Genomic DNA, 20,870 nt, shown 5'->3' with positions numbered 1-20,870 from the left:
CGAGCTGCTCATGCCGGGCCTCCGGACCGTGCCGGGACGCGCCCGTGCACTTCGGCGACGGCCGCCGTCATGCCTGCGGTGATCTGCTCAATGTCCGCCGCGGTGCTGACGTACGGGGGCATTGTGTAGACGAGGTTCCGGAACGGCCGGACCCAGACCCCGTGGCGGATCGCTGCGGAAGTGACCGCGGTGACGTCGACGTCGTCGTGCAGCTCAATGACTCCGACGGCGCCGATGGTGCGGACATCCCGGACCGCCTCAAGGTCCCAGGCGGGGGCGAGCCCGGATTCGAGTCCGGCGCCGATCCGGTCCACGTCGGCCCGCCAGCCGCCGTCGCCGAGGATGCCAAGGCTGGCGTTGGCCACCGCACATGCGAGCGGGTTGCCCATGAAAGTGGGGCCGTGCAGGAGCGCCCCGGCCTTGCCGTTGGAAACGGTCGCCGCAATCTCACTGGTGCAGAGCATGGCGGCGAGGGTCAGGTACCCGCCGGTCAGGGCCTTGCCCACGCACATGATGTCCGGCACGACGACGGCATGATCGGCCGCGAACAGCTCGCCGGTGCGCCCAAAGCCGGTGGCGATCTCATCCAGGATGAGCAGGAACCCGTGCCGGTCCGCGATCTCGCGGATCACTGTCAGGCATTCGGCAGGGTAGGCGTGCATGCCGCCGGCACCCTGGAGGAGCGGTTCGACGATGATCGCGGCGAGCTCCCCTGAATGCGCGGCCGCGATCTCCCCGAACTCGTACGCCCACGCCCGTACGGCTTCCGGTGTGGCGGAAGCAGCCGCCGGGGGACGGGGCGCAAACACGTTGCCGGCCAGCAGACCCGGGAAGGCGGAGTGCATCCCGTCCACGGGATCACAGACCCCCATCGCCGCGAACGTATCGCCGTGGTATCCGCCGCGGATGCTCAGGAACCGCTGCCTCTGCGGGTGCCCCGATGCGGTCTGGAACTGCACCGCCAGCTTGAGCGCAACCTCCACGGCAACCGAACCCGAGTCCGCAAGGAACACCCGCTCCAGGCCCGGCCGTCCGGGCGCGGAAGGGGCCATGTCCACCAGCCGCTCGGCAAGTTCCACCGCGGGGGCGTGGGTGAGGCCGCCAAACATCACATGGCTGAACCTCTCCAGCTGCCGCCGCGCCGCGGCGTCCAGCACGGGGTTGCGGTAGCCGTGGATGACCGACCACCACGAGGACATCGCATCCACCACGTCGTGGCGTGTGCCGTCCTCGCCCCGAAGCCGCAGCCGCACGCCGTCGGCTGCCTCGACCTCCCACAGCGGAAGGTCCGGGGACGCGGGCGCGTAAGGATGCCACAACCGCGCGCGGTCCCGCTGGATCAAACCTCTCTGCGCCGAACCCTCCGTCACGGGACCAGCACCCCGTGGCGGGAGCATTCCGCCGACCAGCCCAACGGGGTCACCTGGACTTTCAGGCGGCGCCGGCAGGCAGCGCAATACCGCGGCGGCTCCATTGCGAGGAGCGCGCCGCAGCGGCGGTGAGCGTCCGACGTCGGACCGGTGCCGCCGTCGGACGGCTCGCCGCAGTGCCCGCAGAACTCAGCCGTGGTTGTGCCTGCTGCGTCGACGGCGGTTGAGGGGTTGGGGATCGGAACCCGGTTCATAGCGTCTTCTGGAGTTCCTTGATGGGCATGTTGAGTTCCACCAGCAGGTTCAGGTCCGCGTTGGCCGGACGGCCCAGGGTGGTGAGGTAGTTGCCGACGATGACGGCGTTGATGCCGCCCATGAGGCCTTCGCGGGTGCCGAGGTCGCCGAGCGTCAGTTCGCGGCCGCCGGCGTAGCGGAGCACGGTGCGGGGCATGGCCAGCCGGAACGCGGCGATGGCGCGGAGGGCGTCCTTGCCGTCCATGATGCCCTGGTTTTCCAGCGGTGTTCCGGGGCGGGGGTTGAGGAAGTTCAGGGGGACTTCGTGGGGTTCGAGGGCTGCGAGCTGGGCGGCGAGTTCGGCGCGTTGTTCCAGGGATTCGCCCATGCCGATCAGGGCGCCGCAGCACAGTTCCATGCCGGCGGCTTTGACCATGTTGCAGGTCTCCATGCGCTCCTCGTAACTGTGGGTGGTGACGACTTCGGGGAAGTAGCTGCGGGCGGTTTCGAGGTTGTGGTTGTAACGGTGGACGCCCCAGCTGGCGAGCTGGTCAACTTGCCGCTGGGTGAGCATGCCCAGGGAGCAGGCGATGTTGATGTCCACCTCTTCGTTGATGCGGTCGATCGCGAACTTGATCTGGTTCATCAGTTTGATGTCGGGTCCGCGGACGGCGGCGACGATGCAGAACTCGGTGGCGCCGGTGGCGGCGGTTTCCTTGGCGGCTTTGACCAGTTCGGGGATGTCGAGCCACACGCCGCGGACGGGGGAGTCGAAGAGGCCTGACTGGCTGCAGAAGTGGCAGTCCTCGGGGCAGCCGCCGGTTTTGATGGAGATGATGCCTTCCACTTCGACGTCCTCGCCGCAGTGCTTCAGCCGGACTTCGTGGGCCAGCTGGAGGGCGGCGGGCAGATCCCGGTCCGGCAGCCTAAGGATTTCCACCAGTTGGCTTTCGGAGAGGCCGATGCCCTGCTCCAGGACCTGTGCCTGGGCGGTTTCGAGGATGGTGCCGGGTTTGGCCTGGAGGTCTGGCTGCATCGTCATTGATAGTCCTTGGGGTGCTTAGCTGCGGATATTTCTTCCGTACCGACGGTAGTTCCCGGTTGTTGGCGAGATTTTGTTGGGTTTCGACAAAGTGATGAAGCTGAAATTGGACGGACCAGTCGCTGCCCCAAGTGGCGCTTCCGATCGGTGTCCGAACGTCCCGGTTCACCATTGCGAGCCTTGTAACGTTGCGGTTCCGTGGGGAGGCATGATCGCTCAGCCGAACGGCAGAAGTTGGTTGTCTGTGGCTCTAGATGGTGGAGGCCGCAAGGCCACCCCAGCCGCGTCGGTTGGTCGATGGGGTCGTCCATTGGCCGGTAAAAGTCGTGTTGGCAGGAGCCATCATGTGCCGTGATGCTGTAACTACCGACCCGAGAAGGAATGCGACGGGATCGTCGTCAACTTGCCTCAGGTGCCGCGACGCGGACTAATTAGTCAGCACTTAAGCAGTAATCATTTCCTGTCTATACGGTACTTCCGGGGCTCTGGAGCCAACGGCGCGGCCCCTGGCTACATCCCGCTCGTTCTCCCACAGGTAACCGCTTTTGCGGCTCGCACCGGCGGCGGCAGCGGCTTTCATGCGGCCAGCCCCCGCTTCGCGTAAACGCAGGAATTCGGCGCGTTTCCCCACGCCTGGTGGATGGACCCGATTCCGGCGTGACGGGCCCAGCTCGCGCACTGCGATCACGCCAGACCGAGCTCCCGGGCGGCCACGCTGACGCTGCCCACACGAGCGAGGACGGCGAAGAACTCGTCCTTCAGTACCGACGAAGGCTTCAATCTGGTCGTGGGCGTGGCCTCCGGCAGCATAGGCCTGAAGGATTGTGCCACCCAGATTTCCAAACACCTGGTTCCACGGTAGGGGATTTTGGGTGCCTGTGGCGCAAACAGGGTGTGGACATTGTCCACGCTCTGCCGAGTGAACAAACCTGCATTTTAGCTGGAATCCCCCTTCCATGGTCCGGCAAGTCGACTATCGCGACGATTCAGGACGTTCTGCCGCAGCTGCCTGGAAGGAGGCGGGCGTCACAGGTGTGATTGCATACAACGACGCAACTGCCGCAGACGTCATAGCCGGAGCTGCCCGGAACGGCATCAGAGTGCCCGAAGACCTCTCAGTTGTTGGCCATGACGACTCGCCACTGGCGGGACCCTTTCTGCACCTCGCGCCCGATGGGTGGCAGAGAGGCCACCAGGCACGTCTTCACGGCCCGGCCGCCGTGGCCGATCTATGTCTTCATCGGCCGTACGTGAGGTGCTGTGTTAGTTTCCACGGGCGCACCCAGCGTCGCAGAAAATTCCATGGCGACTTTGGCGGCGAGGGCTCCTGCCTGCTCGAGATGACGGCCGAAACGCTGTTTGGGGGCGCTGACGTTGAACGCGGCGACTATTCGCTGCTTGAAGTCGTACACCGGTGCTGAGACACCGACAACCCCCAGCTCAAACTCCTCGTCCACGACGGCGTAGCCGCGTTGCCGGATGAGGCCGACTTCGGAGCGGAGATCGTCGAAGGTCTGGATTTTCGATTGCCGTTGGCTGCCCGGTTGGCCTTGCCCCGATTCAAGCGCCAGGGGCGAAAGGTCCGGCTGCCCGGAATCCCCCTGGGCCGCAACCTTGGCCGCATGGGTGTCGTACCAATCTTTCAGAGCCAACACATCCCAGTCGCTGACCAGAACCCTGCCCGCGGAAGTGCCCCAGGCGTCAACGCTGACTCCTTCCCAGCCGAGTGCCCGGTATGTGTGGTTGGACATTTCGCTTTTCAGTGTCAGAACCGTGCCGCCGCGCAGAACGCACAGGTGCGTTGTCTCGTGCGTGGCAGCGGAAACCCGCTTGAGGTAGGGTGCCGACACGCTGACCATCCGTGCCTCCGCGGTCCTGGCTGCCAGCGCGTAGAGTCCGTAGCCCAAGGTGTACAGCAGGCTTTCCGGGTCCCTGCTGACCAGCCCGGCTTCGGCGAGCGTGGCCAGGGTGCGGGAAACCTGGGCTTTGTCGCGGCCGGCAATTTCGGCGACCTTGCTGACGCCAAGGCCTGAGGCGGCGACGGCCTCGGGGGAGCCCAAGATTTCCAGCAGTTGCAGGTCGCGCCTTAGTCCGGATGAGTTGCGGCGCGCGGGGCGGGCGATTATTCCAGGGGCGCCGTTCGCGCTGTTCGATGAGTCAATCACAGGATGACCATAACAAGGCTGGGTTGACATATCAACAACTGACATTGCGCAAAAGGGAACGATGGCCCTACGGTTGTGGCATGGCTCACGTCGATGTGAGTCGCGATCCTTGACCCGACGAAGTGAAAAGGAGGATCACGTTGAACGACTCGTTCTTCTCGGACTTCGGTTTGTTCCTCACGAACAGATCGGCAGACATCGCCGAATCCGCCAGCGAGCACCTTGTGGTGGTTTTGGTGTCCCTGCTGATCGCCACGGTAGTCGGCGTAGGCATCGGAGTGCTTGTGTGGGACAAGCCCATCAGCCGCTCGGTGGCAATCGCCGGCGCCGGCGTGGGCCTGACCATCCCGTCCATGGCCCTACTGGCGCTGCTCATCCCGGTACTCGGGCTTGGCTGGACCCCCACCGTGGTGGGACTCGCCTTCTACGCGCTGCTCCCCATCATCCGCAACACCGTGGTGGGCCTGCGCGAAGTACCGCCCGCCGTCTCCGAATCCGCCCTCGGCATGGGGATGGGAAGGGTCAAAACCCTCTTCCGTGTCCAGCTGCCCATGGCCTGGCCCGTGGTCCTCACCGGGGTGCGTGTCTCCGGGCAGCTTTCCATGGGCATCGCCGCCATCGCGGCCTACGTGGGCGGCCCCGGCCTGGGCGAAATGATCTTCAAGGGCCTGTCCAGCCTCGGCTCCAAAAACGCCCTCAACTTCGCGATCGTCGGCACCGTCGGCGTGATCGTCCTTGCCCTCCTGCTGGATGGAGCGTTCGTGCTCATCCGCCGCCTCACTACCTCAAGGGGACTTCGTGTCTGAATCAATCTCCCGTCCGGCCGCCGGCGCCCGGATCGTCCTGAAAGACGTCACCAAGACCTACCCGGGCCAGGCAGGTCCCGCCGTGGACTCCTTCTCCATGGACATCGCCCCAGGCGAACTGATCATGTTCGTGGGACCGTCCGGCTGCGGCAAGACCACCACCATGAAGATGATCAACCGCATCATCGAACCCACCTCCGGGTCCATCACCATTGACGGCGAGGACATCCTGTCCCTGAACCCGAACGAACTCCGCCGGCGGATCGGTTACGTGATCCAGCAGATCGGGCTCTTCCCGCATATGACCATCGCCGAGAACATCTCCGTGGTCCCCAGGCTGCTCGGCTGGGACAGGAACAAGACCCAGGCCCGCGTCGAAGAGCTGCTCTCCGTCGTCGAACTCGACCCCAAAACGTACGCACACCGCTACCCGCGGCAGCTCTCCGGCGGTCAGCAGCAGCGCGTCGGTGTGGCCCGGGCCCTCGCCGCTGATCCTCCCGTCATGCTGATGGACGAGCCATTCGGTGCCACGGACCCCATCACCCGCGAAAAACTGCAGACCGAATTCCTCCGGCTGCAGGAAAAGCTGAGCAAGACCATCGTCTTTGTGACGCACGATTTCGATGAGGCAGTCCGGCTGGGAGACCGGATTGCGGTGCTGTCCGAACGCTCCCAGATCGAGCAGTTCGACACTCCGGCGAACATCCTGGCCAACCCGGCCAACGATTACGTCTCCCAGTTCGTGGGCCACGGCGCCGCCCTCAAACGCCTGGGCCTCATCCCGGTGCACCAGGCAAGCCTCGGCCCCAACGTCGCAATCCGCGGAGCCATCGAAGTCAGCGTCAACGATTCCCTCCGTGACGCGCTGGACTCCCTGGTCCTCTCCGGCGGAACCCCGGTGGCCGTGGTCAACGAGCAGGGCCGGGTGGTGGGGTCCATCGACATCGAGAAGATCTCCGCCGTCCTGGGCGCCGAGATCCCTGCCGCGCTCGCAGGTGGATCCCTTGCAGGTGGAGCGCCCGACGGCGGATCAGCCGACGGCGGCGCCCTCACCGGCGGCGTCTTCACCAGTGGAGCCCGGCCATGACAGCCCAGGCCACGCGGGACCTCGCCACCGCCTTCGGAACAGCATCCAACCGACGCGGGAAGTACTTCTCCTTCAAGCGCTTCGGCACGCCGATCGTCATTGTCCTGGCCCTGCTCGCATTGTTCCTGTGGGTTTCCTCGCTCGAGCTGGACTCCATCGAACTGCGGACCCTGAACTGGGCCTACCTCCAGGACCGGACCTTCGAACACCTGAGGCTGACGGTGGTGGCATCCGCGATCGTGGCGGCCATCGCCATCCCTGCCGGCATCGCCCTCAGCCGGATCCACTCCAAGGCCGTGCACGCCATTGTTTTCGGCATCGCCAACGTGGGCCAGTCGACCCCGGCCATCGGCCTGGTGATCCTGCTGGCCATCGTCTGGAAACTCGGTTTCGAGGTGGCGCTGGTGGGCCTGGTGGCCTACTCCATCCTGCCCGTCCTGCGGAATACCCTGGTGGGCCTGGAACAGGTGGACTCAAGCCTCACCGAAGCAGCCCGGGGGATGGGCATGCGCCCGCTGCAGGTCCTCACCCGGATCGAGCTGCCGCTGGCCATCCCGGTGATCGTGGCCGGGCTCCGGACCGCCCTGGTGTTCTGCGTGGGCGTGGCCACCGTAGCCACCTTCATCAACGCCGGCGGCCTGGGGGACATGATCGTCAACGGCCTCAAACTCCAGCGCTGGCCGGTCCTCATCACCGGCGCCGTGGTGGTCTCTTGCATCGCCCTCACCATCGACTGGCTTGCCGGGCTGGCCGAAGACCTCCTCAAACCCAAAGGCCTCTGAAACACCGCCCTTAGTACCCGCCGCACTCCAACACCCGCCTGCAATACAAAGCCTCCAGCCCACCTGAATAAAAGGACCCATCATGAAGAAACCACTACTCGCCCTCCTGGCCACCGGCGTCGCTGCCGCCCTGAGCCTGACCGCCTGTGGCGGCGGGGCAACCTCGGCCTCCGGCGACGGCAAGGGCAAGGAGCTTGAGGGACTGACCGGCGTGATCGGCGCCAAGGACTTCTCCGAGCAGTTCATCCTGTCCCACATCACCAGCCAGCTGCTCAATGCACACGGCGCCGAAACCACCACCAACACCAGCGTGGTGGGCTCGGCCAACGTCCGCACCGCGTTCGAAACCGGGCAGTTCGCCGGCTACTGGGAATACACCGGCACGTCCTGGATCACCTACAACAAGCAGACCACGCCGCTGAAGGACAAAAAGGCAATGTTCGACGCCGTCAAGGACGCTGACGCCAAGAAGGGCATCGCGTGGCTGGACCCGGCACCCCTGAACAACACGTACGCCTTCGCCATCCGTGAGGAAAAGGCCAAGGAGCTGGGCGTGAAGTCCATGTCCGACGTCGCCAAGCTGCCCGCCAGCGAGCAGACCTTCTGCATGGAGAGCGAGTTCTCCACCCGCGACGACGGCTGGCCGGGCCTGCAGAAGGAATACGGCCTGAGCCCGGAAGCCAAGGTGGCCATGCTGGACACCGGCGTGATCTACACCGCAACCCAGAAGGGCCAGGACTGCAACTTCGGCGAGGTCTTTGAAACGGACGGCCGCATCTCAGCCCTGAAGCTCCAGGTCATGGAGGACGACAAGCACTTCTTCCCCATCTACCAGGGCGCGCTGACCATCAAGGCGGACATGCTCACCCAGTACCCGGCCATCGCTGATGTTATGGCCAAGGTCTCCCCGAAGCTCACCACCGAGGTCATGCAGCAGCTCAACGCCAAGGCCGACGTCGATGGTGACGATCCCGAGGACATCGCCAAGGAATGGCTCACCGCTGAGGGACTGATCTAGGGATGACCACTGAAACGCAGACTTCACAGCAGCAGACCTCAGTTCAGCCGCCCTCGGCCCAGCAGGCAGTCCAGATCGGCGAATCCTTCATCGGCGATGGCGTCAACGCCGCCCACGTGAACACCGTCCTCGGCAACCGGAACGGACCGGCGGGTACCGCCTGGGCCACGGCCCTGGCAACGCCCAGCGCGGGCCACGTACCGTTCGTCACCGTGCTGCGGCCCTCCCTTCCGGTCAAGCCGCTGACCCTGTTCGTCACCAAGGCAGCCCCCGCCAATGACCGGCACGGCCACCTGATCTGGGGCGCGGCACAGGCCGGCATCGCAGCGGGCGTCGCGGACGCCCTGGCCAGCGGAACCGTCACCGAGGCGCAGGCCGATTCCCACGTGGTGATCGCCGCCGTCTGGGTCAACCCCGCCGCGGACGACGAAGAGGCCGTCTACCGCAACAACCGCGAATCCGCCCGCACGGCCCTGGAAAACGGTGCCCGGCAGCTGCCCTCCACGGCAGCCGTGATCGAAGCACGCAACTCCCCGTCCAACCCTTTCTTTACTCCGCGAGGCTGACAACAATGAAGATCACCGCAATCCGGCTGACCCGCATGGTTCTGCCCCTGGACCCGCCCTTCAACGCGGCCTGGGATCCGGTACCCCGGACGTCCTTCCCGGCCACACTGGTGGAGGTGGACACCGACGAAGGCATCACCGGTGTGGGCTCCGGCGACACCATGGACGGCTTCGAAGCCTACGAGCACCTGTTCATCGGCACCGATCCGCTGGCCATCCTCAAACAGGTCCGCCGGATCGAGACCATCAACTTCCACGGCGGCCGCTACTGGCCGCTCGAGGCAGCGCTCTGGGACATCATCGGCAAGGTGGCCGGGCTGCCCGTCGCCACCCTGTTTGGCGGCGCCCGCGACCGGCTGGTTGCGTACGCCTCCTCCGGCGAGCTGAAGGCCCCGGCCGCACGTGCCGAGTCCGCGTTGGCGGCCAAGGCCCGCGGCTTCAAGGCCATGAAGATCCGCATCTCCCGGGACCACCTGCAGGAAGGCGTTGAATCCGTCCGGGCCGCCCGCGAAGCGGTAGGCAGTGACTTCGACCTCATGGTTGACCTGAACCAGATGTGGCGCATGAGCGGTGACATCGAACCTGCCCTGGAACTTTCCAAAGTGCACAAGCTCGCCGCCCAACTGGCCGAACTTGATGTCCGCTGGCTGGAAGAACCCCTCCCGCAGGCCGACATTAGGGGCGCGCAGCGCATCCGCGAACAGACAGGCATCCAGGTGTCCGGCGGCGAAATGGTCCGCAGCATGGCCGAGATGATGACCCTGATTGAAGCCGACGCCTACGACATCTACCAGCCGGACGTCGCCCTCGCCGTCGGCATGTACCGGGCACGCCAGGTGGCCGAAACTGCCAACCTCAAGCACCGTTTCTTCACCCCGCACACCTGGAGCAACGGCCTCGGTTTGTTGGCCAACCTCCACGTCGCTGCCGGCGTCGACGCCGGCCCGTACCTGGAGTTCCCCTACGACCCGCCAGGCTGGACCCCGGAACGCCGCGACTTCTTCATGGAGCCGCTGAACATCGACAGTGACGGCTCGCTGCGGGTCCCGGACCTGCCAGGCCTGGGCGCCGTCATCGACTACGACGCCGTCAAGAAATACTCGGTCTAAGGAACAGGAAATGACAGCAACAAAGAACGACTGGATCGCACGGGCAGCCGCCCAGCGCCCGGCCACGGGAATCTTCATCAACGGCAGCTTCCGGAACGCCCGCGACGCCGGGACCTTCCCCACAGTGTCCCCCCGGGACGGTTCCGTGACCGCCCACGTGGCGGCCGCCGCGGAGCAGGACGTCGACGACTCCGTGCAGGCGGCCCACCGGGCTTTCGAATCCGGGGTATGGTCGCGGACCGACCGGCGCCACCGCCAGCAGGTCCTCACCCGGCTCGCCGACCTGATCCTCGAAAACCTCGAGGAACTCGCGCTGCTCGAATCCACCGACAGCGGCCACCCGATCAGCGACGCCCTCGGCGTCGACGTCCCCAGCTGCGCCCGTACCTTCCGCTGGTACGCCGAAGCCCTGGACAAGGTGTACGACGACGTCGCACCCACCCCGCGCAACGCCCTGGCGATCATCTCGCGCGAACCGCTCGGCGTGATCGGCGCCGTCGTGCCCTGGAACTATCCGCTGATCATCTCCGCCTGGAAGGTGGCCCCCGCCCTCGCGGCAGGCAACTCGGTGGTCCTCAAACCGTCGGAGCAGACCAGCCTCAGCGCCCTCCGCCTGGCCGAACTCGCCAGTGAGGCCGGGGTGCCGGACGGCGTCTTCAACGTCATCCCCGGACTGGGCGAGGTGGCCGGCGCCGCGCTGGGCCGCCATCCGCTGGTGGACAAGATCACCTTCACCGGATCCCCGGAGGTGGGCCGCTACTTCCAGCGCTACGCCTCCGAATCCAACGGCAAGCAGGTGGCCCTTGAGCTGGGCGGCAAGTCACCCCAAGTAGTGCTGCACGACGTCGGCGACATCGCCGCGTGCGCGTCCGCAGTCGCCTGGGGCATTTTCTACAACGCCGGCCAGACCTGCCACGGCGGCTCCCGCCTGCTGGTGGACGAACGGGTGCACGACGAGCTGCTGGAAGAGGTCATCAAGGTGGGCCGCTCCCTGCAGCTGGGCGACCCGCTGGACCCCGCCACGCAGATCGGTGCAATCATCGACGACAAGCAGCTGGAAACCATTCTGGGCTACTACAAAATCGCCGATTCCGAGGGCATCAGCGTTGCTAGCGGCGGCACCCGGGTCCGGCCGGTCGGCGTCGAAAGCGGCTACTACCTCGAGCCCACGGTCCTGGACAGGGTCAACAACGCCGGGCGCATCGGGCAGGAAGAAATCTTCGGCCCGGTCCTGGCCGTCAGCACTTTCCGTGGCGCCGCGGAGGGCATCCGGATGGCGAACGACACCAAATACGGCCTGGCCGCGAGCATCTGGACCCAAGACATCACCAAGGCTCACACGGCGGCGCGCGAACTGCGCGCCGGGACCGTCTGGGTGAACACCTTCGATGTTGCTGACATCATCACCCCCTTCGGCGGCTTCAAGGAATCCGGCTTCGGCAGGGACCGCTCGTTGCACGCCCTGGATGCCTACTCCGCCCTCAAAACCACCTGGATCAACCTCGGCGATACAGCCCTGGACGACGCCTGACTCCCCGGAAAACGAGACCTGATATGACTGCAACAACCCACCAACCCTCCGCCGGCGCCCGAACCCAGCCCCTGCTGCCCGGAACCGCCCGCATCGGTTTCATTGGCCTGGGCAACATGGGCTCCGGCATGACCCGGAACCTCCAGGCCGCCGGCTTCCAGCTGATCGTCAACGACGTCCGCAAGGAATCCGCCGCGGAACTCCTCGCCAACGGCGCCGAGTGGGCGGACAGCGCCGCGGCCGTCGCCGCCGGCTCCGACGTCGTCATCACCATGCTCCCCACACCCAAGCAAGTCGAAACGGTGGCCATGACGCCCGGCGGCATCCTGGATGGACTGCCCGACGGCGGCACCTGGGTGGACATGTCCACTTCCGTCCCCGACGTGGCTAACCGCTTCCGCGAGGCCGGCGCCGCCCGCGGCATCCGCGTCCTGGATGCCCCCGTCAGCGGCATGTCAGTGGGCGCCGCGAACGGCATGCTGCAGATCTTCGTCGGCGGCGATAGCACCGACGTCGAACGCCTCCGCCCCGTCTTCGAGGCAATGGGCGACCCCGAACGGATCCTGCATGTGGGCGGCCACGGCGCCGGCTACGCCGTGAAACTCATGATCAACCAGCTGTGGTTCTCCCACCTCGTGGCCACCGCCGAGGTCCTGAGCACCGGCGTCAAGGCAGGCGTGGACCTCGAAGTCCTGCGCCAGGCCCTCATCGCCAGCCCGGCCAACTCCAACTTCGTCGAGAACGACGTCCTGTCCATCCTCAACCACGGCGACTACGACGAAGGCTTCGCGATCGCCCTCGCCTGCAAGGACCTGGGACTCTCCGTGGACCTGGCCCGCTCAGTGGGCGTCCCCGTGGAACTGTCCTCCCTGGTGGAACAGCTCTACCGCCGGGCCAAGGCCCTTTACGGCGACAAGGCCGGCGAAATGACCCCCGTGAAACTTTACGAAGACGCCATCGGCGTGCAACTGCGGACCGCAGCCGCCACCCCGGCAGAAGGAGCCTGACATGCACACCCGGATGCAGATCCACGCGGAGCTCGCCTCCACCGAACTGACCTTGGACCCCAAACCCACCGCGTACTTCGGCCGCGGCCGGGTGGCCGAGGTGGGCGGGATCGTGGCCTCGCTCGGCGGCAAGTCGGCACTGATCGTCACGGATCCGTTCCTCGCGACCACCGGCGTTGTGACGGCGGTCCGCGCCTCCCTTGAGGCCGCTGGGCTGGCCGTCACCGTGTTCGACGGTGTCACCCCCAACCCCACGACCACGTGCGTGGACGCCGGTTCCGACCTTGCCGCGTCCTCCGGAGTGGACGTCCTGGTGCCGGTGGGCGGCGGCTCCTCCATGGACGCCGCCAAGGGAATCTCCCTAGGCGCTGTAAACCCCGCCCGGGGCGCCGGCCTGGACTACAGCAACCACTTCGCGAACCCGGCGCTGCCCATCGTGGCGGTCCCGACGACGGCCGGCACCGGAGCCGAAGTCAACGCCTTCGGCGTGGTCACCGACGTCGACGCCCACCGCAAGTTCTACGTCGGCCACGAATCCGCCCTCCCCAAGGCCGCCGTGCTCGACCCGGAACTGACCCTGGGCCTGCCGCCGAAAGCCACCGCGGCTACGGGCATGGACGCCCTCACGCACGCCATCGAGTCCTACTTGTCCATCCGGCAGAACCCGTATTCGGACGGCATCGCCCTGCAGGTGGTGTCCATGGTGGCCGAGTTCCTGCCCCGCGCCGTCGCCGACGGAACGGACATCGAGGCGCGGTCCCAGCTGCTCCTGGCCTCCCACATCGCCGGGGTTGGGTTCTCGCACACTGGGTTGGGCCTGGTGCACGCCATCGCCCACCCGCTGGGCGGCCGCTTCAACATCCCGCACGGCCTGGCCCTCTGCCAGGTGATCGAGGACGTGCTGCGGCTTAACCTGCGCAACCGCCTGGACCGTACCGCCCGCCTCGCCTTCGCACTGGGCGTGGGGGACACAGCAGCCACGGTGGAGACCAACGCGGAGGCGACCGTGACCGCCGTCGCCGGCTTGGCCCGCGAAGTGGGCATGACCGCGCGGCTGGCCGATTTCGGCGTGACCGAAGCCGACCTGGACTCGCTCGTGGAAGACACCCTGGCCGATTCCGTCATCAACAACACCCCGGTGCCGCCCACCGCCGTCGAAATCCGCACCATCCTCGAGAAAGCGCTCTAAGTGGAAAACACCCTTGCCCCCGCCCTGGCCGAAACGTCCGTCACCAACAAGGAGCGGGAGTTCCTCGCGACACTGCCGACGCAGCTTTTCATCGACGGCGAGTGGACGGACGCGTCTGACGGCGGCACCTCCGCCGTCGAGGATCCCTCCACTGGTGCCACCCTGGCTTGGATCGCCGACGCCTCCCCGGCCGATGGCGACCGTGCGCTTGCCGCCGCCGCGCGGGTCCAGGACAGCTGGGCATCGACGCCGCCGCGCGAACGCGGCGAGATCCTGCGCCGCGCCTTCGAACTGGTCACCGCCCGGGCCGAGGATTTCGCCCTCGCCATGACCTTGGAAATGGGCAAGCCGCTGGCCGAATCCCGCGGCGAAGTCGCCTACGGTGCCGAGTTCCTGCGCTGGTTCTCCGAGGAAGCCGTCCGCATCTCCGGCCGCTACTCCACGGCACCGGACGGCAAGTCCCGGTTGCTGGTCACCAAGCGCCCCGTGGGCCCGTGCCTGTTCATTACGCCGTGGAACTTCCCGCTGGCCATGGCCACCCGCAAGATCGCCCCGGCCATCGCGGCCGGCTGCACCATGGTGCTCAAGCCCGCCAACCTGACCCCGCTGACGGCGCTCCTGCTCACCGAAGTCTTCCGGGAATCCGGCCTGCCTGCCGGCGTCCTGAACGTGATCCCAACCACGCGTCCGGGCGAGGTAACGGGACCCCTGGTCCGGGACAGCCGCCTCCGCAAGCTCTCCTTCACCGGGTCCACCGTCGTGGGCCGTCAACTCATCGCCGACTCCGCCCACCAGGTGCTGCGGACCTCCATGGAACTTGGCGGGAACGCGCCCTTCCTGGTGTTCGAGGACGCCGACCTGGATGCCGCCCTGGACGGCGCCATGCTGGCCAAGCTGCGGAACATGGGCGAGGCCTGTACCGCTGCCAATCGCTTCATCGTGCACGAATCGCTGCTCGGCGAGTTCAGCCAGCGCCTCGCGGAACGGATGGCGTCCCTGAAGTTGGGCCGCGGCTCGGCGGAAGGCACCAACATCGGGCCGCTGATCGATGCCAAGAGCCGGGCGAAGGTGGACGAACTGGTCCGGGACGCGGTCGCCGGGGGAGCCGCGGCACTCACCGGCGGAGCGCCGTCGGACGGTGACGGGTACTTCTACCCGCCCACGGTCCTGAGCAATGTGCCCGCCACTGCGCGCATCCTGCAAGAGGAGGTCTTCGGTCCCGTGGCGCCGGTGGTCAGCTTCCGGACCGAAGCCGAGGCGATCGCCCTTGCCAACGACACGGAGTTCGGCCTGGTGGCCTACGCCTACACCCGCGACCTCAACCGCGGGCTGCGGCTCTCCGAAAAGGTGGACGTGGGGATGTTCGGCCTGAACACCGGCATCGTGTCCAACCCGGCGGCCCCGTTCGGCGGCGTCAAGCAGTCCGGCCTGGGCCGCGAAGGCGGCACGGAGGGCATCGAGGAGTACCTCGAGACCCGCTACATCGGCATCGCGGACCCTTACTGATGCTTCGCATACTTGTCACGGGCGGCACCAGCGGGATCGGTGCCGCCCTGGTCCGCGAGTCCCTCCGCGCCGGACACTCCGTGTTTACCACCGGGCGCGACGCCCGGCGACTGGCGGAGTTTGTTGAGTCGTGTTCGGCGCTGGGGAACGTGAATGGCGTTGCAGCCGACGCAGGGGACTGGGAGCAGACCCGCGGCGCGGTCGCTGCCGCGGTCGACGCCATGGGAGGGCTGGACGTGGCGGTTGCCAATGCCGGGTTCTCGGTTCCCGGCGACTTGGCTGACGGGGACCCGGAGCGCTGGCGGGACATGGTGCTCACCAACGTCTACGGCCCGGCAGTCCTGGCGAAGGCTGCGCTGCCGGAGCTCACCATCAACCGCGGCCACTTCGTGCTGATAGGCAGCACGGCCGGCCGCAAGGTGTATCCGGGCAATCTGTACACCGCCACCAAGTGGGCTGTCACCGGCTACGCTGAATCGCTCCGCCAACAGCTCGTGGGCACCGGAGTCCGGGTACTGCACATCGCTCCGGGCCACGTGGACACGCCGTTGTGGAAGGAAGCGACCGACGCCGCTATCGCACCTGAATCCGTGGCCGGGGCGTTTCTTTGGGCTTTGTCCCAGCCCGCCGGCGTCGACGTCTCAGAAGTGGCGATCCGGGCCACGGGTCAGGCCTTTTAGTCGATCATCAGTGGGATCTGCGTTTCGTCGCCCCAGCAGACCACGGACTCACGAGACCCGGCGGTGGCGGAGCGGGTGACGGCGCAGCTCTCGTTGTTGGACAGGACAACGATGAGCCGGCCTTCCAAACGCTGCCTAAAACTCAAGACAAACATCAAAGTTCTGACCCCCCCCCAGGAACGCCAGGGGATACCAAGCCGTCTCGTCGTCTGGGTGGAGCAGGTAAGACCTGAAGGAGTTGTTGCCGGCGTCGCGGCGGAATTTTTCAAGCTGAACGGTACCAACGGGAGTTAGGCGGCTGACTGTTCGGTGTTTTCCTTGGGTTGGTTGATCCATGCAGGCCCGGGCAGGGCCAGTATGTCGTGGTCGTGGTCGTGGTCGTGGTCGTTCTCGATCGCGGTGCGGATGAGCTTGGCTTCCATTTTGTGCAGGATGGCGGGTTCGGCGATGGGCCGGGCTTTTTCCAGGGCGGTAGTGATGATGGTTCCGGCGCGGGAGGCGATGGTTCCGGCGGCCAGGTCGGTGGCGGTGTGTTCCCAGGCCGGGGGTGTGGGCTGGCCGGTGATGTCGGTGCCGAGGAGTACGGCGGCGGCCAGGGCCAGGCGGCTGCGGGCTTCCCCGGCGCTGATCCACAGCCTGACGCGCAGGAACTCGGCGATGTTCCGGCACCCGTCTTCCACCGGCCCAGAACCGGCACCGCCCCCTGAATCGTCGCCGGCGCCGTGGTGTTGGCGGCATCCAGGGCTGCTGAAGCCGCAGGTGGTGCCCCCGGAACGGAACCCGCCCCGGAGTCGGTCCCGGTTGCCGAGGCATTGTCGCCGGGCAGGAGAGTGGCTTCGGTGCCCCAGGCCGGTCCAGTCGGCGGCCTTGCTGGCTGGTCCGGCCGCGTTGATTGCCGCGGTGCGGGTCCTGTCCACAGCATCCGCAGCTGCAGGTAGTCGACCCGGCGGGGGAGCCCCTCCACGATGTCCGAGAAATCCGCAGCATCACCGAACCCGGCCAACGCCAGCTCATCAGGCATGCCCTCAACCGCGGCTTCACCCAGAGCCAGGCACTGCAGCAGGTCCTCGCCACCCCGCCCTTGAAGGCGGTATGCCCCGTCGCTGACAGGCCTGCGGATGGCAGAAAAGCCGGCGGCAGCACCGCCGTCGGACGCAGGGTGATCTGCAGGCGTGGAAATGGGAACGCTACGAAGCCCGCGGCTCCCGCAGCAGGGCAGCGGCAAACGGGCCATAAAAATTCCATTCACCGCCTCAGACGGTTGGTAGTCGTTCAGTTGCAACATGTCCGCGAGGATGTTGCCTGCCCACACTGTGGTAACTACGCCTATCAGGATGGGGCCGCACGGTCGCTTAGCACGGCTCCTCGATGCGCATGCGGTCTCCCAACTTTCATGGTGCCCCTGGGCCTGGGAGGGCTTGGCGGTGGCTTTTACTACGGTGCGGAACGCGTACCCGCGTCCGTGCTCGTCCCCGCTGTTGGAACGAAGTTCCAGTCGAAAGACCCGTCGTCTCGTAGTGTCATCCGAAGGAACCCGTGGGTGTCGCTGAACCGCTTCACGATGTACGGCGGACTGCTAGTGAAGGGGCGGAGACCGATGCCTCCCGTGGAAACCTGGAATGCTGTCATCCCGTCACTGACGCACTGGTCAGCGTTGTTCACCGGACATGACCTTTCGTAGTTGTGTTGTGATGCTGACAGGGTCAGACGGACCCGGTGCTTCCACATCACGTCGATCCACGGCTTGTGGTCAAAGGCCCGCTCATGTTCGTTCGTGTTCGACGTGAAGTACGGTTCGTGGTACACGACTGCCAGGTGCTTACCCGCCGCCTTAGCAGTAGCGAGGTCCTTGTCCAGCCACCTCGTCAACGCCCGAGCCCGCGTGGGGTTGTACCGCCAGTGCGCGGACGACAGGAACGCGAAGTGCCAGTTCCCGAAGTCCTTTGAGTACGGTTCCCCGTTCCCGATTAACCCACGCTGCTGGTTGATCGCAGCCTTTTCCGGAGACCCCGGGCATTGGCCATTCATGAAGTTGTCGAGGTCTTCGTTGCGGCCGGGTTGCCAGTCGTGGTTGGGGGCGGACACCCAGTACAACTTGGGCATCGTGCCTCCCCACAGTGGCGTCCAGTAGTTCACGTAGTCATCGCAGTACGCGGTGTCGTACTGGAAGTCCCCGAGCCCTAGGAACGCGTCAATCTCGTTGTTCTGCACGAGCCGGGTGATCGCCGCAGCGTTCCGACCGGACGGGCTATCAGGCTCAGAGGTCTTGACGCCGTTCATGTCACCGACAGCAGCGATCCGAACATCACCCGCAGGGGACCTGGACTCGCGCGGCTCCGGAGCGCTGGTGCAACCCGCGACAGAGACCGCCAGAAGGGCTGCGGCGGTTGTGGCGACCCTCCGGAAGGATCTGAGACGAGGGAGTGCTGACTGCATCCGATATCCCTTCGAGAAGCCGGACCGCAGGTCGGCTCCCGAGAGACAGCCAGGCGCACCGGCACCTTTGATATTCCTTAGGCCTGGACTGGCTGTCAAGGGCCCGCGTTGACTCATAGAAGATGCGCGTGTAGCTGGTATCGAACCACATGTTCTGAGGTCGGGAGGTCGTGATGGGCGCGCCAGCACATTAGGTGTGTGGCGTTAGCCGCTATTGAGGCCTGGTTGAGCCAGGACGGTAGAGTAGCGGTTCGCTCCGGAGATGAGCAGGCCGAACATGTCGCAGATACGGCGGAGGTCGCCGCCACCGGCATGCAGTTCGTGCAGGATCCGGTCCTCGCGGGCTTGTTGAACGGTCATCCCCATCGAGGTGGTGATCCGCTGGACACCGACAGGGGCTCTGTCCAGGGCCGCGCGCCTGCTAGTGAAGACGTGGGGGTTCCTCGTCGACGGCCAGCATTGTTTACGGTAGGCCAGCCAGACGGCGAGCCGGTCCGGACCGGTTTGGCCAGTGGGATGGTGCGCTGGTCCAGATGGAGGCGCCCGGTGGATGTCGGTCAGTTGCACCTTACGCAGTTGGCCGGATTTCAGTCCGTGAAAGGCCACGATCGCTGTGAGTGCTGCCCGTGCCGGGTTTGCTGAGTTGATCGCGTCGCGGAGCTGGGCGGAGGCCAGAGGCATCGGGTGGTGGGTTTCATGGGTGCCGGTTCGTATCGTGCTGATCGGGTTGAAATATATGACGCGGTGGCCCTTGAGGATGCGGAACAGGCAGCGTAGTCCTTGCCCCATAGAAACGCGGGGATTATTGGAAGGGGGAAGGACGTCCCTGACGTCTTCCCGCATCACGTAGACGATTTACCCAGGAGTTCAAGGACGAGCTGTGCCGTGAGGTGATCAACACGTCCAGGCCGATCAAGGATGTGGCCACCTCGTACGGTGTCGGCCCCGAGACGCTCCGCAACTGGCTGATCAAGTACCGCGAGGCCAACGGTGGCACGGAGGCGGATCTGACGGTGACGGAACGGGCCCGGCTGAAGGAGCTCGAGCGCGGAGTTCAAGACCTGCGGGCGGAGACTGCCTTCTTGAAAAAGCCAGCGCTTACTTCGCGCGGGAGCAGCGGTAGTGAGCAAGTATGAATTTATCGATTCCCAAAAAGCCGAGCCCGCCGATCTGAATTCGGTGGTGAAAATGTGCCGCTGCTTGGCCGTCCCGACGCCCGGTTTCTATCACTGGGCCACCCGTCCGCAATCGGCCACGTTGGCCCGCCGCGAGGCCCTCACAGCGCGGATCCAGCACTACTTCGAGGAGTCCGAGGGCACTTACGGGTACCGGCGCATCCACGCTGATCTGGCCGCGGAAAAACCGAGTGCTCTCCCGAATTGGCGCGGCAGCATCCACCACCACGATTTTCCCAATCACATGGCGGCCAGGACCGCGGTGATGGAATTCATCGAATCCTGGTACAACCGGCGCAGGCCCCCATGCCAACAAATGGGGCCTGCCCCCGGCACGCGCCCTCGCCGAATACCAAAACAAGATCAACCAGTTAGCAGCGTAAGAAGAAAATCAATCAAGCCGTCTCACAAACTTGATGGGCGCAATCGTCGTGGATGATGCCTTGACGCGGCCGCCACCCTCACGCCCGAAGACTGATCCGCCCCTTTACCGAGCAGTAGGCGTCACAGACTAGACAACCCACTCGTGGGCTCTGTTAGCAGGCTCCGCAGGCCTACGCTCACCACGCCGCCACAGCAACGAGCGTGCATGTGATCGCTTCTGGCATCGAGTGACGGCGACATCTGCCAGCCCTGCGCGGATCAGGCTTAGCGAATCCCGCTGTCAACAACCAGCGTGATGTGAACGGGCCTGTCCGAGATGACCACAAGCTCGGCAGCCGTCGAAGCGTAACCGCCGACGTTGGTCGCTCTGATCACATAACGACCGTCAGGTAGCGTCAGATGGAAGGCACCGGTGCTATCGGTTTGTGTTGAGCCCCGGACGGCATCCCCGTCCAAGGCCACAACCGCGGCCCCTGATACGGGGCGCGGTGGACACTCCTGACCAACACGTTCGACGGGACAGACCGGGGCGGTCAGGACGAACCCGGTAACAACCCCGGAATGCCCCGTGACCGGACCGCTTGGACTGTTGCACCCGCACAACCACAGGAGTGCGGCCAATAAGGCGCAGACGGAACACTTCACTTCACTCACCAACATTCCAGCACAACATCACGATCCTTGCCCGCCGCTGGCTTACGGCGGCGGTCCGTTTGCCTGGACCGGACAACGTGGCCGACAGGCGGCTCAACAATTGATGCACGACACCGAGTATCCACCCAC

Annotated in this window: 21 protein-coding genes and 2 pseudogenes; 13 read left to right on the top strand and 10 right to left on the bottom strand. The window is 65.8% G+C overall.

The annotated features are described in order from the left end of the window. Positions 1 to 8: 8 nt before the first annotated feature. The 4 genes from NG701_RS15920 to NG701_RS15905 all read right to left on the bottom strand — a co-directional run bounded on the left by NG701_RS15920 (position 9) and on the right by NG701_RS15905 (position 3,477). Complete coding sequence (locus NG701_RS15920) at positions 9 to 1,397, bottom strand: adenosylmethionine--8-amino-7-oxononanoate transaminase (RefSeq protein ID WP_252568768.1); 1,389 nt, start codon at positions 1,395 to 1,397, stop codon at positions 9 to 11. Next, positions 1,367 to 1,624: a biotin synthase auxiliary protein BsaP gene (gene bsaP / locus NG701_RS15915; protein WP_252568767.1), complete on the bottom strand. Its 258-nt coding sequence runs from the start codon at positions 1,622 to 1,624 to the stop codon at positions 1,367 to 1,369. Before bsaP ends, NG701_RS15920 begins: the two co-directional genes overlap by 31 nt. After that, complete coding sequence (gene bioB, locus NG701_RS15910) at positions 1,621 to 2,646, bottom strand: biotin synthase BioB (RefSeq protein WP_252568766.1); 1,026 nt, start codon at positions 2,644 to 2,646, stop codon at positions 1,621 to 1,623. Before bioB ends, bsaP begins: the two co-directional genes overlap by 4 nt. 684 nt (positions 2,647 to 3,330) lie before the next feature. Further along, positions 3,331 to 3,477, bottom strand: a complete 147-nt coding sequence (locus tag NG701_RS15905) for a hypothetical protein (RefSeq protein WP_252568765.1) — start codon at positions 3,475 to 3,477, stop codon at positions 3,331 to 3,333. Positions 3,478 to 3,602: 125 nt separating this feature from the next. On the opposite strand from NG701_RS15905, the pseudogene NG701_RS15900 reads away from it, so the two are divergent. Next, positions 3,603 to 3,782, top strand: a pseudogene (locus tag NG701_RS15900) (substrate-binding domain-containing protein); the annotation flags it as partial. 93 nt (positions 3,783 to 3,875) lie between these two features. On the opposite strand, the gene NG701_RS15895 reads toward NG701_RS15900, so the two are convergent. Further along, positions 3,876 to 4,811, bottom strand: a complete 936-nt coding sequence (locus NG701_RS15895) for an IclR family transcriptional regulator (RefSeq protein WP_252568764.1) — start codon at positions 4,809 to 4,811, stop codon at positions 3,876 to 3,878. Between the two features lie 140 nt (positions 4,812 to 4,951). Here NG701_RS15895 and NG701_RS15890 point away from each other — a divergent pair, with 140 nt between their 5' ends. The 11 genes from NG701_RS15890 (at position 4,952) to NG701_RS15840 (ending at position 16,092) form a co-directional block, all read left to right on the top strand. Next, on the top strand, positions 4,952 to 5,617 hold the full coding sequence (locus NG701_RS15890) for an ABC transporter permease (RefSeq protein ID WP_252568763.1): 666 nt from the start codon (positions 4,952 to 4,954) through the stop codon (positions 5,615 to 5,617). Then, positions 5,610 to 6,704 (top strand): ABC transporter ATP-binding protein, encoded by a 1,095-nt coding sequence (locus tag NG701_RS15885; protein WP_252568762.1) that lies wholly within the window; start codon positions 5,610 to 5,612, stop codon positions 6,702 to 6,704. The genes NG701_RS15890 and NG701_RS15885 overlap by 8 nt, the downstream gene beginning before the upstream one ends. Next, positions 6,701 to 7,486, top strand: a complete 786-nt coding sequence (locus NG701_RS15880) for an ABC transporter permease (RefSeq protein ID WP_252568761.1) — start codon at positions 6,701 to 6,703, stop codon at positions 7,484 to 7,486. Before NG701_RS15885 ends, NG701_RS15880 begins: the two co-directional genes overlap by 4 nt. 82 nt (positions 7,487 to 7,568) lie before the next feature. Beyond that, on the top strand, positions 7,569 to 8,504 hold the full coding sequence (locus tag NG701_RS15875; protein ID WP_252568760.1) for a glycine betaine ABC transporter substrate-binding protein: 936 nt from the start codon (positions 7,569 to 7,571) through the stop codon (positions 8,502 to 8,504). Positions 8,505 to 8,506: 2 nt separating this feature from the next. Next, positions 8,507 to 9,070 carry a formaldehyde-activating enzyme gene (gene fae / locus NG701_RS15870; RefSeq protein WP_252568759.1) on the top strand — a complete coding sequence of 188 codons (564 nt, stop codon included), beginning with the start codon at positions 8,507 to 8,509 and terminating at the stop codon, positions 9,068 to 9,070. A gap of 5 nt (positions 9,071 to 9,075) precedes the next feature. After that, on the top strand, positions 9,076 to 10,179 hold the full coding sequence (locus tag NG701_RS15865; protein ID WP_252568758.1) for a mandelate racemase/muconate lactonizing enzyme family protein: 1,104 nt from the start codon (positions 9,076 to 9,078) through the stop codon (positions 10,177 to 10,179). A gap of 10 nt (positions 10,180 to 10,189) precedes the next feature. After that, positions 10,190 to 11,710, top strand: a complete 1,521-nt coding sequence (locus tag NG701_RS15860; protein ID WP_252568757.1) for an aldehyde dehydrogenase — start codon at positions 10,190 to 10,192, stop codon at positions 11,708 to 11,710. Between the two features lie 23 nt (positions 11,711 to 11,733). Continuing rightward, a complete protein-coding gene (locus NG701_RS15855; RefSeq protein WP_252568756.1) occupies positions 11,734 to 12,717 on the top strand; it encodes an NAD(P)-dependent oxidoreductase in 984 nt (327 codons plus the stop codon). A gap of 1 nt (position 12,718) precedes the next feature. Next, entirely contained in the window at positions 12,719 to 13,906 is a 1,188-nt protein-coding gene (locus tag NG701_RS15850) for an iron-containing alcohol dehydrogenase family protein (protein WP_252568755.1), read from the top strand. After that, a complete protein-coding gene (locus NG701_RS15845; RefSeq protein WP_252568754.1) occupies positions 13,907 to 15,412 on the top strand; it encodes an NAD-dependent succinate-semialdehyde dehydrogenase in 1,506 nt (501 codons plus the stop codon). Beyond that, entirely contained in the window at positions 15,412 to 16,092 is a 681-nt protein-coding gene (locus NG701_RS15840; protein ID WP_252568753.1) for an SDR family oxidoreductase, read from the top strand. Before NG701_RS15845 ends, NG701_RS15840 begins: the two co-directional genes overlap by 1 nt. On the opposite strand, the gene NG701_RS15835 is transcribed toward NG701_RS15840, so the two are convergent. The 4 genes from NG701_RS15835 to NG701_RS15820 form a co-directional block, all read right to left on the bottom strand. Beyond that, a complete protein-coding gene (locus NG701_RS15835; protein WP_252568752.1) occupies positions 16,089 to 16,238 on the bottom strand; it encodes a hypothetical protein in 150 nt (49 codons plus the stop codon). The two genes, NG701_RS15840 and NG701_RS15835, sit on opposite strands and share 4 nt — an antisense overlap. A gap of 144 nt (positions 16,239 to 16,382) precedes the next feature. After that, positions 16,383 to 17,009, bottom strand: a complete 627-nt coding sequence (locus NG701_RS15830) for a DUF222 domain-containing protein (RefSeq protein WP_252568751.1) — start codon at positions 17,007 to 17,009, stop codon at positions 16,383 to 16,385. A 517-nt stretch (positions 17,010 to 17,526) separates the two neighbouring features. Then, positions 17,527 to 18,372 carry a metallophosphoesterase family protein gene (locus NG701_RS15825; RefSeq protein WP_252568750.1) on the bottom strand — a complete coding sequence of 282 codons (846 nt, stop codon included), beginning with the start codon at positions 18,370 to 18,372 and terminating at the stop codon, positions 17,527 to 17,529. A 360-nt stretch (positions 18,373 to 18,732) separates the two neighbouring features. Continuing rightward, positions 18,733 to 19,317: a hypothetical protein gene (locus tag NG701_RS15820; RefSeq protein WP_252568749.1), complete on the bottom strand. Its 585-nt coding sequence runs from the start codon at positions 19,315 to 19,317 to the stop codon at positions 18,733 to 18,735. A gap of 56 nt (positions 19,318 to 19,373) precedes the next feature. Between NG701_RS15820 and NG701_RS15815 the strand changes: the two are divergent. Beyond that, positions 19,374 to 19,919, top strand: a pseudogene (locus NG701_RS15815) (transposase); the annotation flags it as partial. A gap of 432 nt (positions 19,920 to 20,351) precedes the next feature. Here NG701_RS15815 and NG701_RS21435 read toward each other — a convergent pair. Beyond that, positions 20,352 to 20,747 carry a carboxypeptidase-like regulatory domain-containing protein gene (locus NG701_RS21435; RefSeq protein WP_374208702.1) on the bottom strand — a complete coding sequence of 132 codons (396 nt, stop codon included), beginning with the start codon at positions 20,745 to 20,747 and terminating at the stop codon, positions 20,352 to 20,354. Positions 20,748 to 20,870 lie beyond the last annotated feature (123 nt).

The sequence above is a fragment of the Pseudarthrobacter cellobiosi genome (assembly GCF_023913815.1).
In the GTDB taxonomy this organism is placed as follows: domain Bacteria; phylum Actinomycetota; class Actinomycetes; order Actinomycetales; family Micrococcaceae; genus Arthrobacter; species Arthrobacter cellobiosi.
Note: the sequence above shows the minus strand (reverse complement) of the source record. Positions and strands in the feature narration are given on the sequence as shown.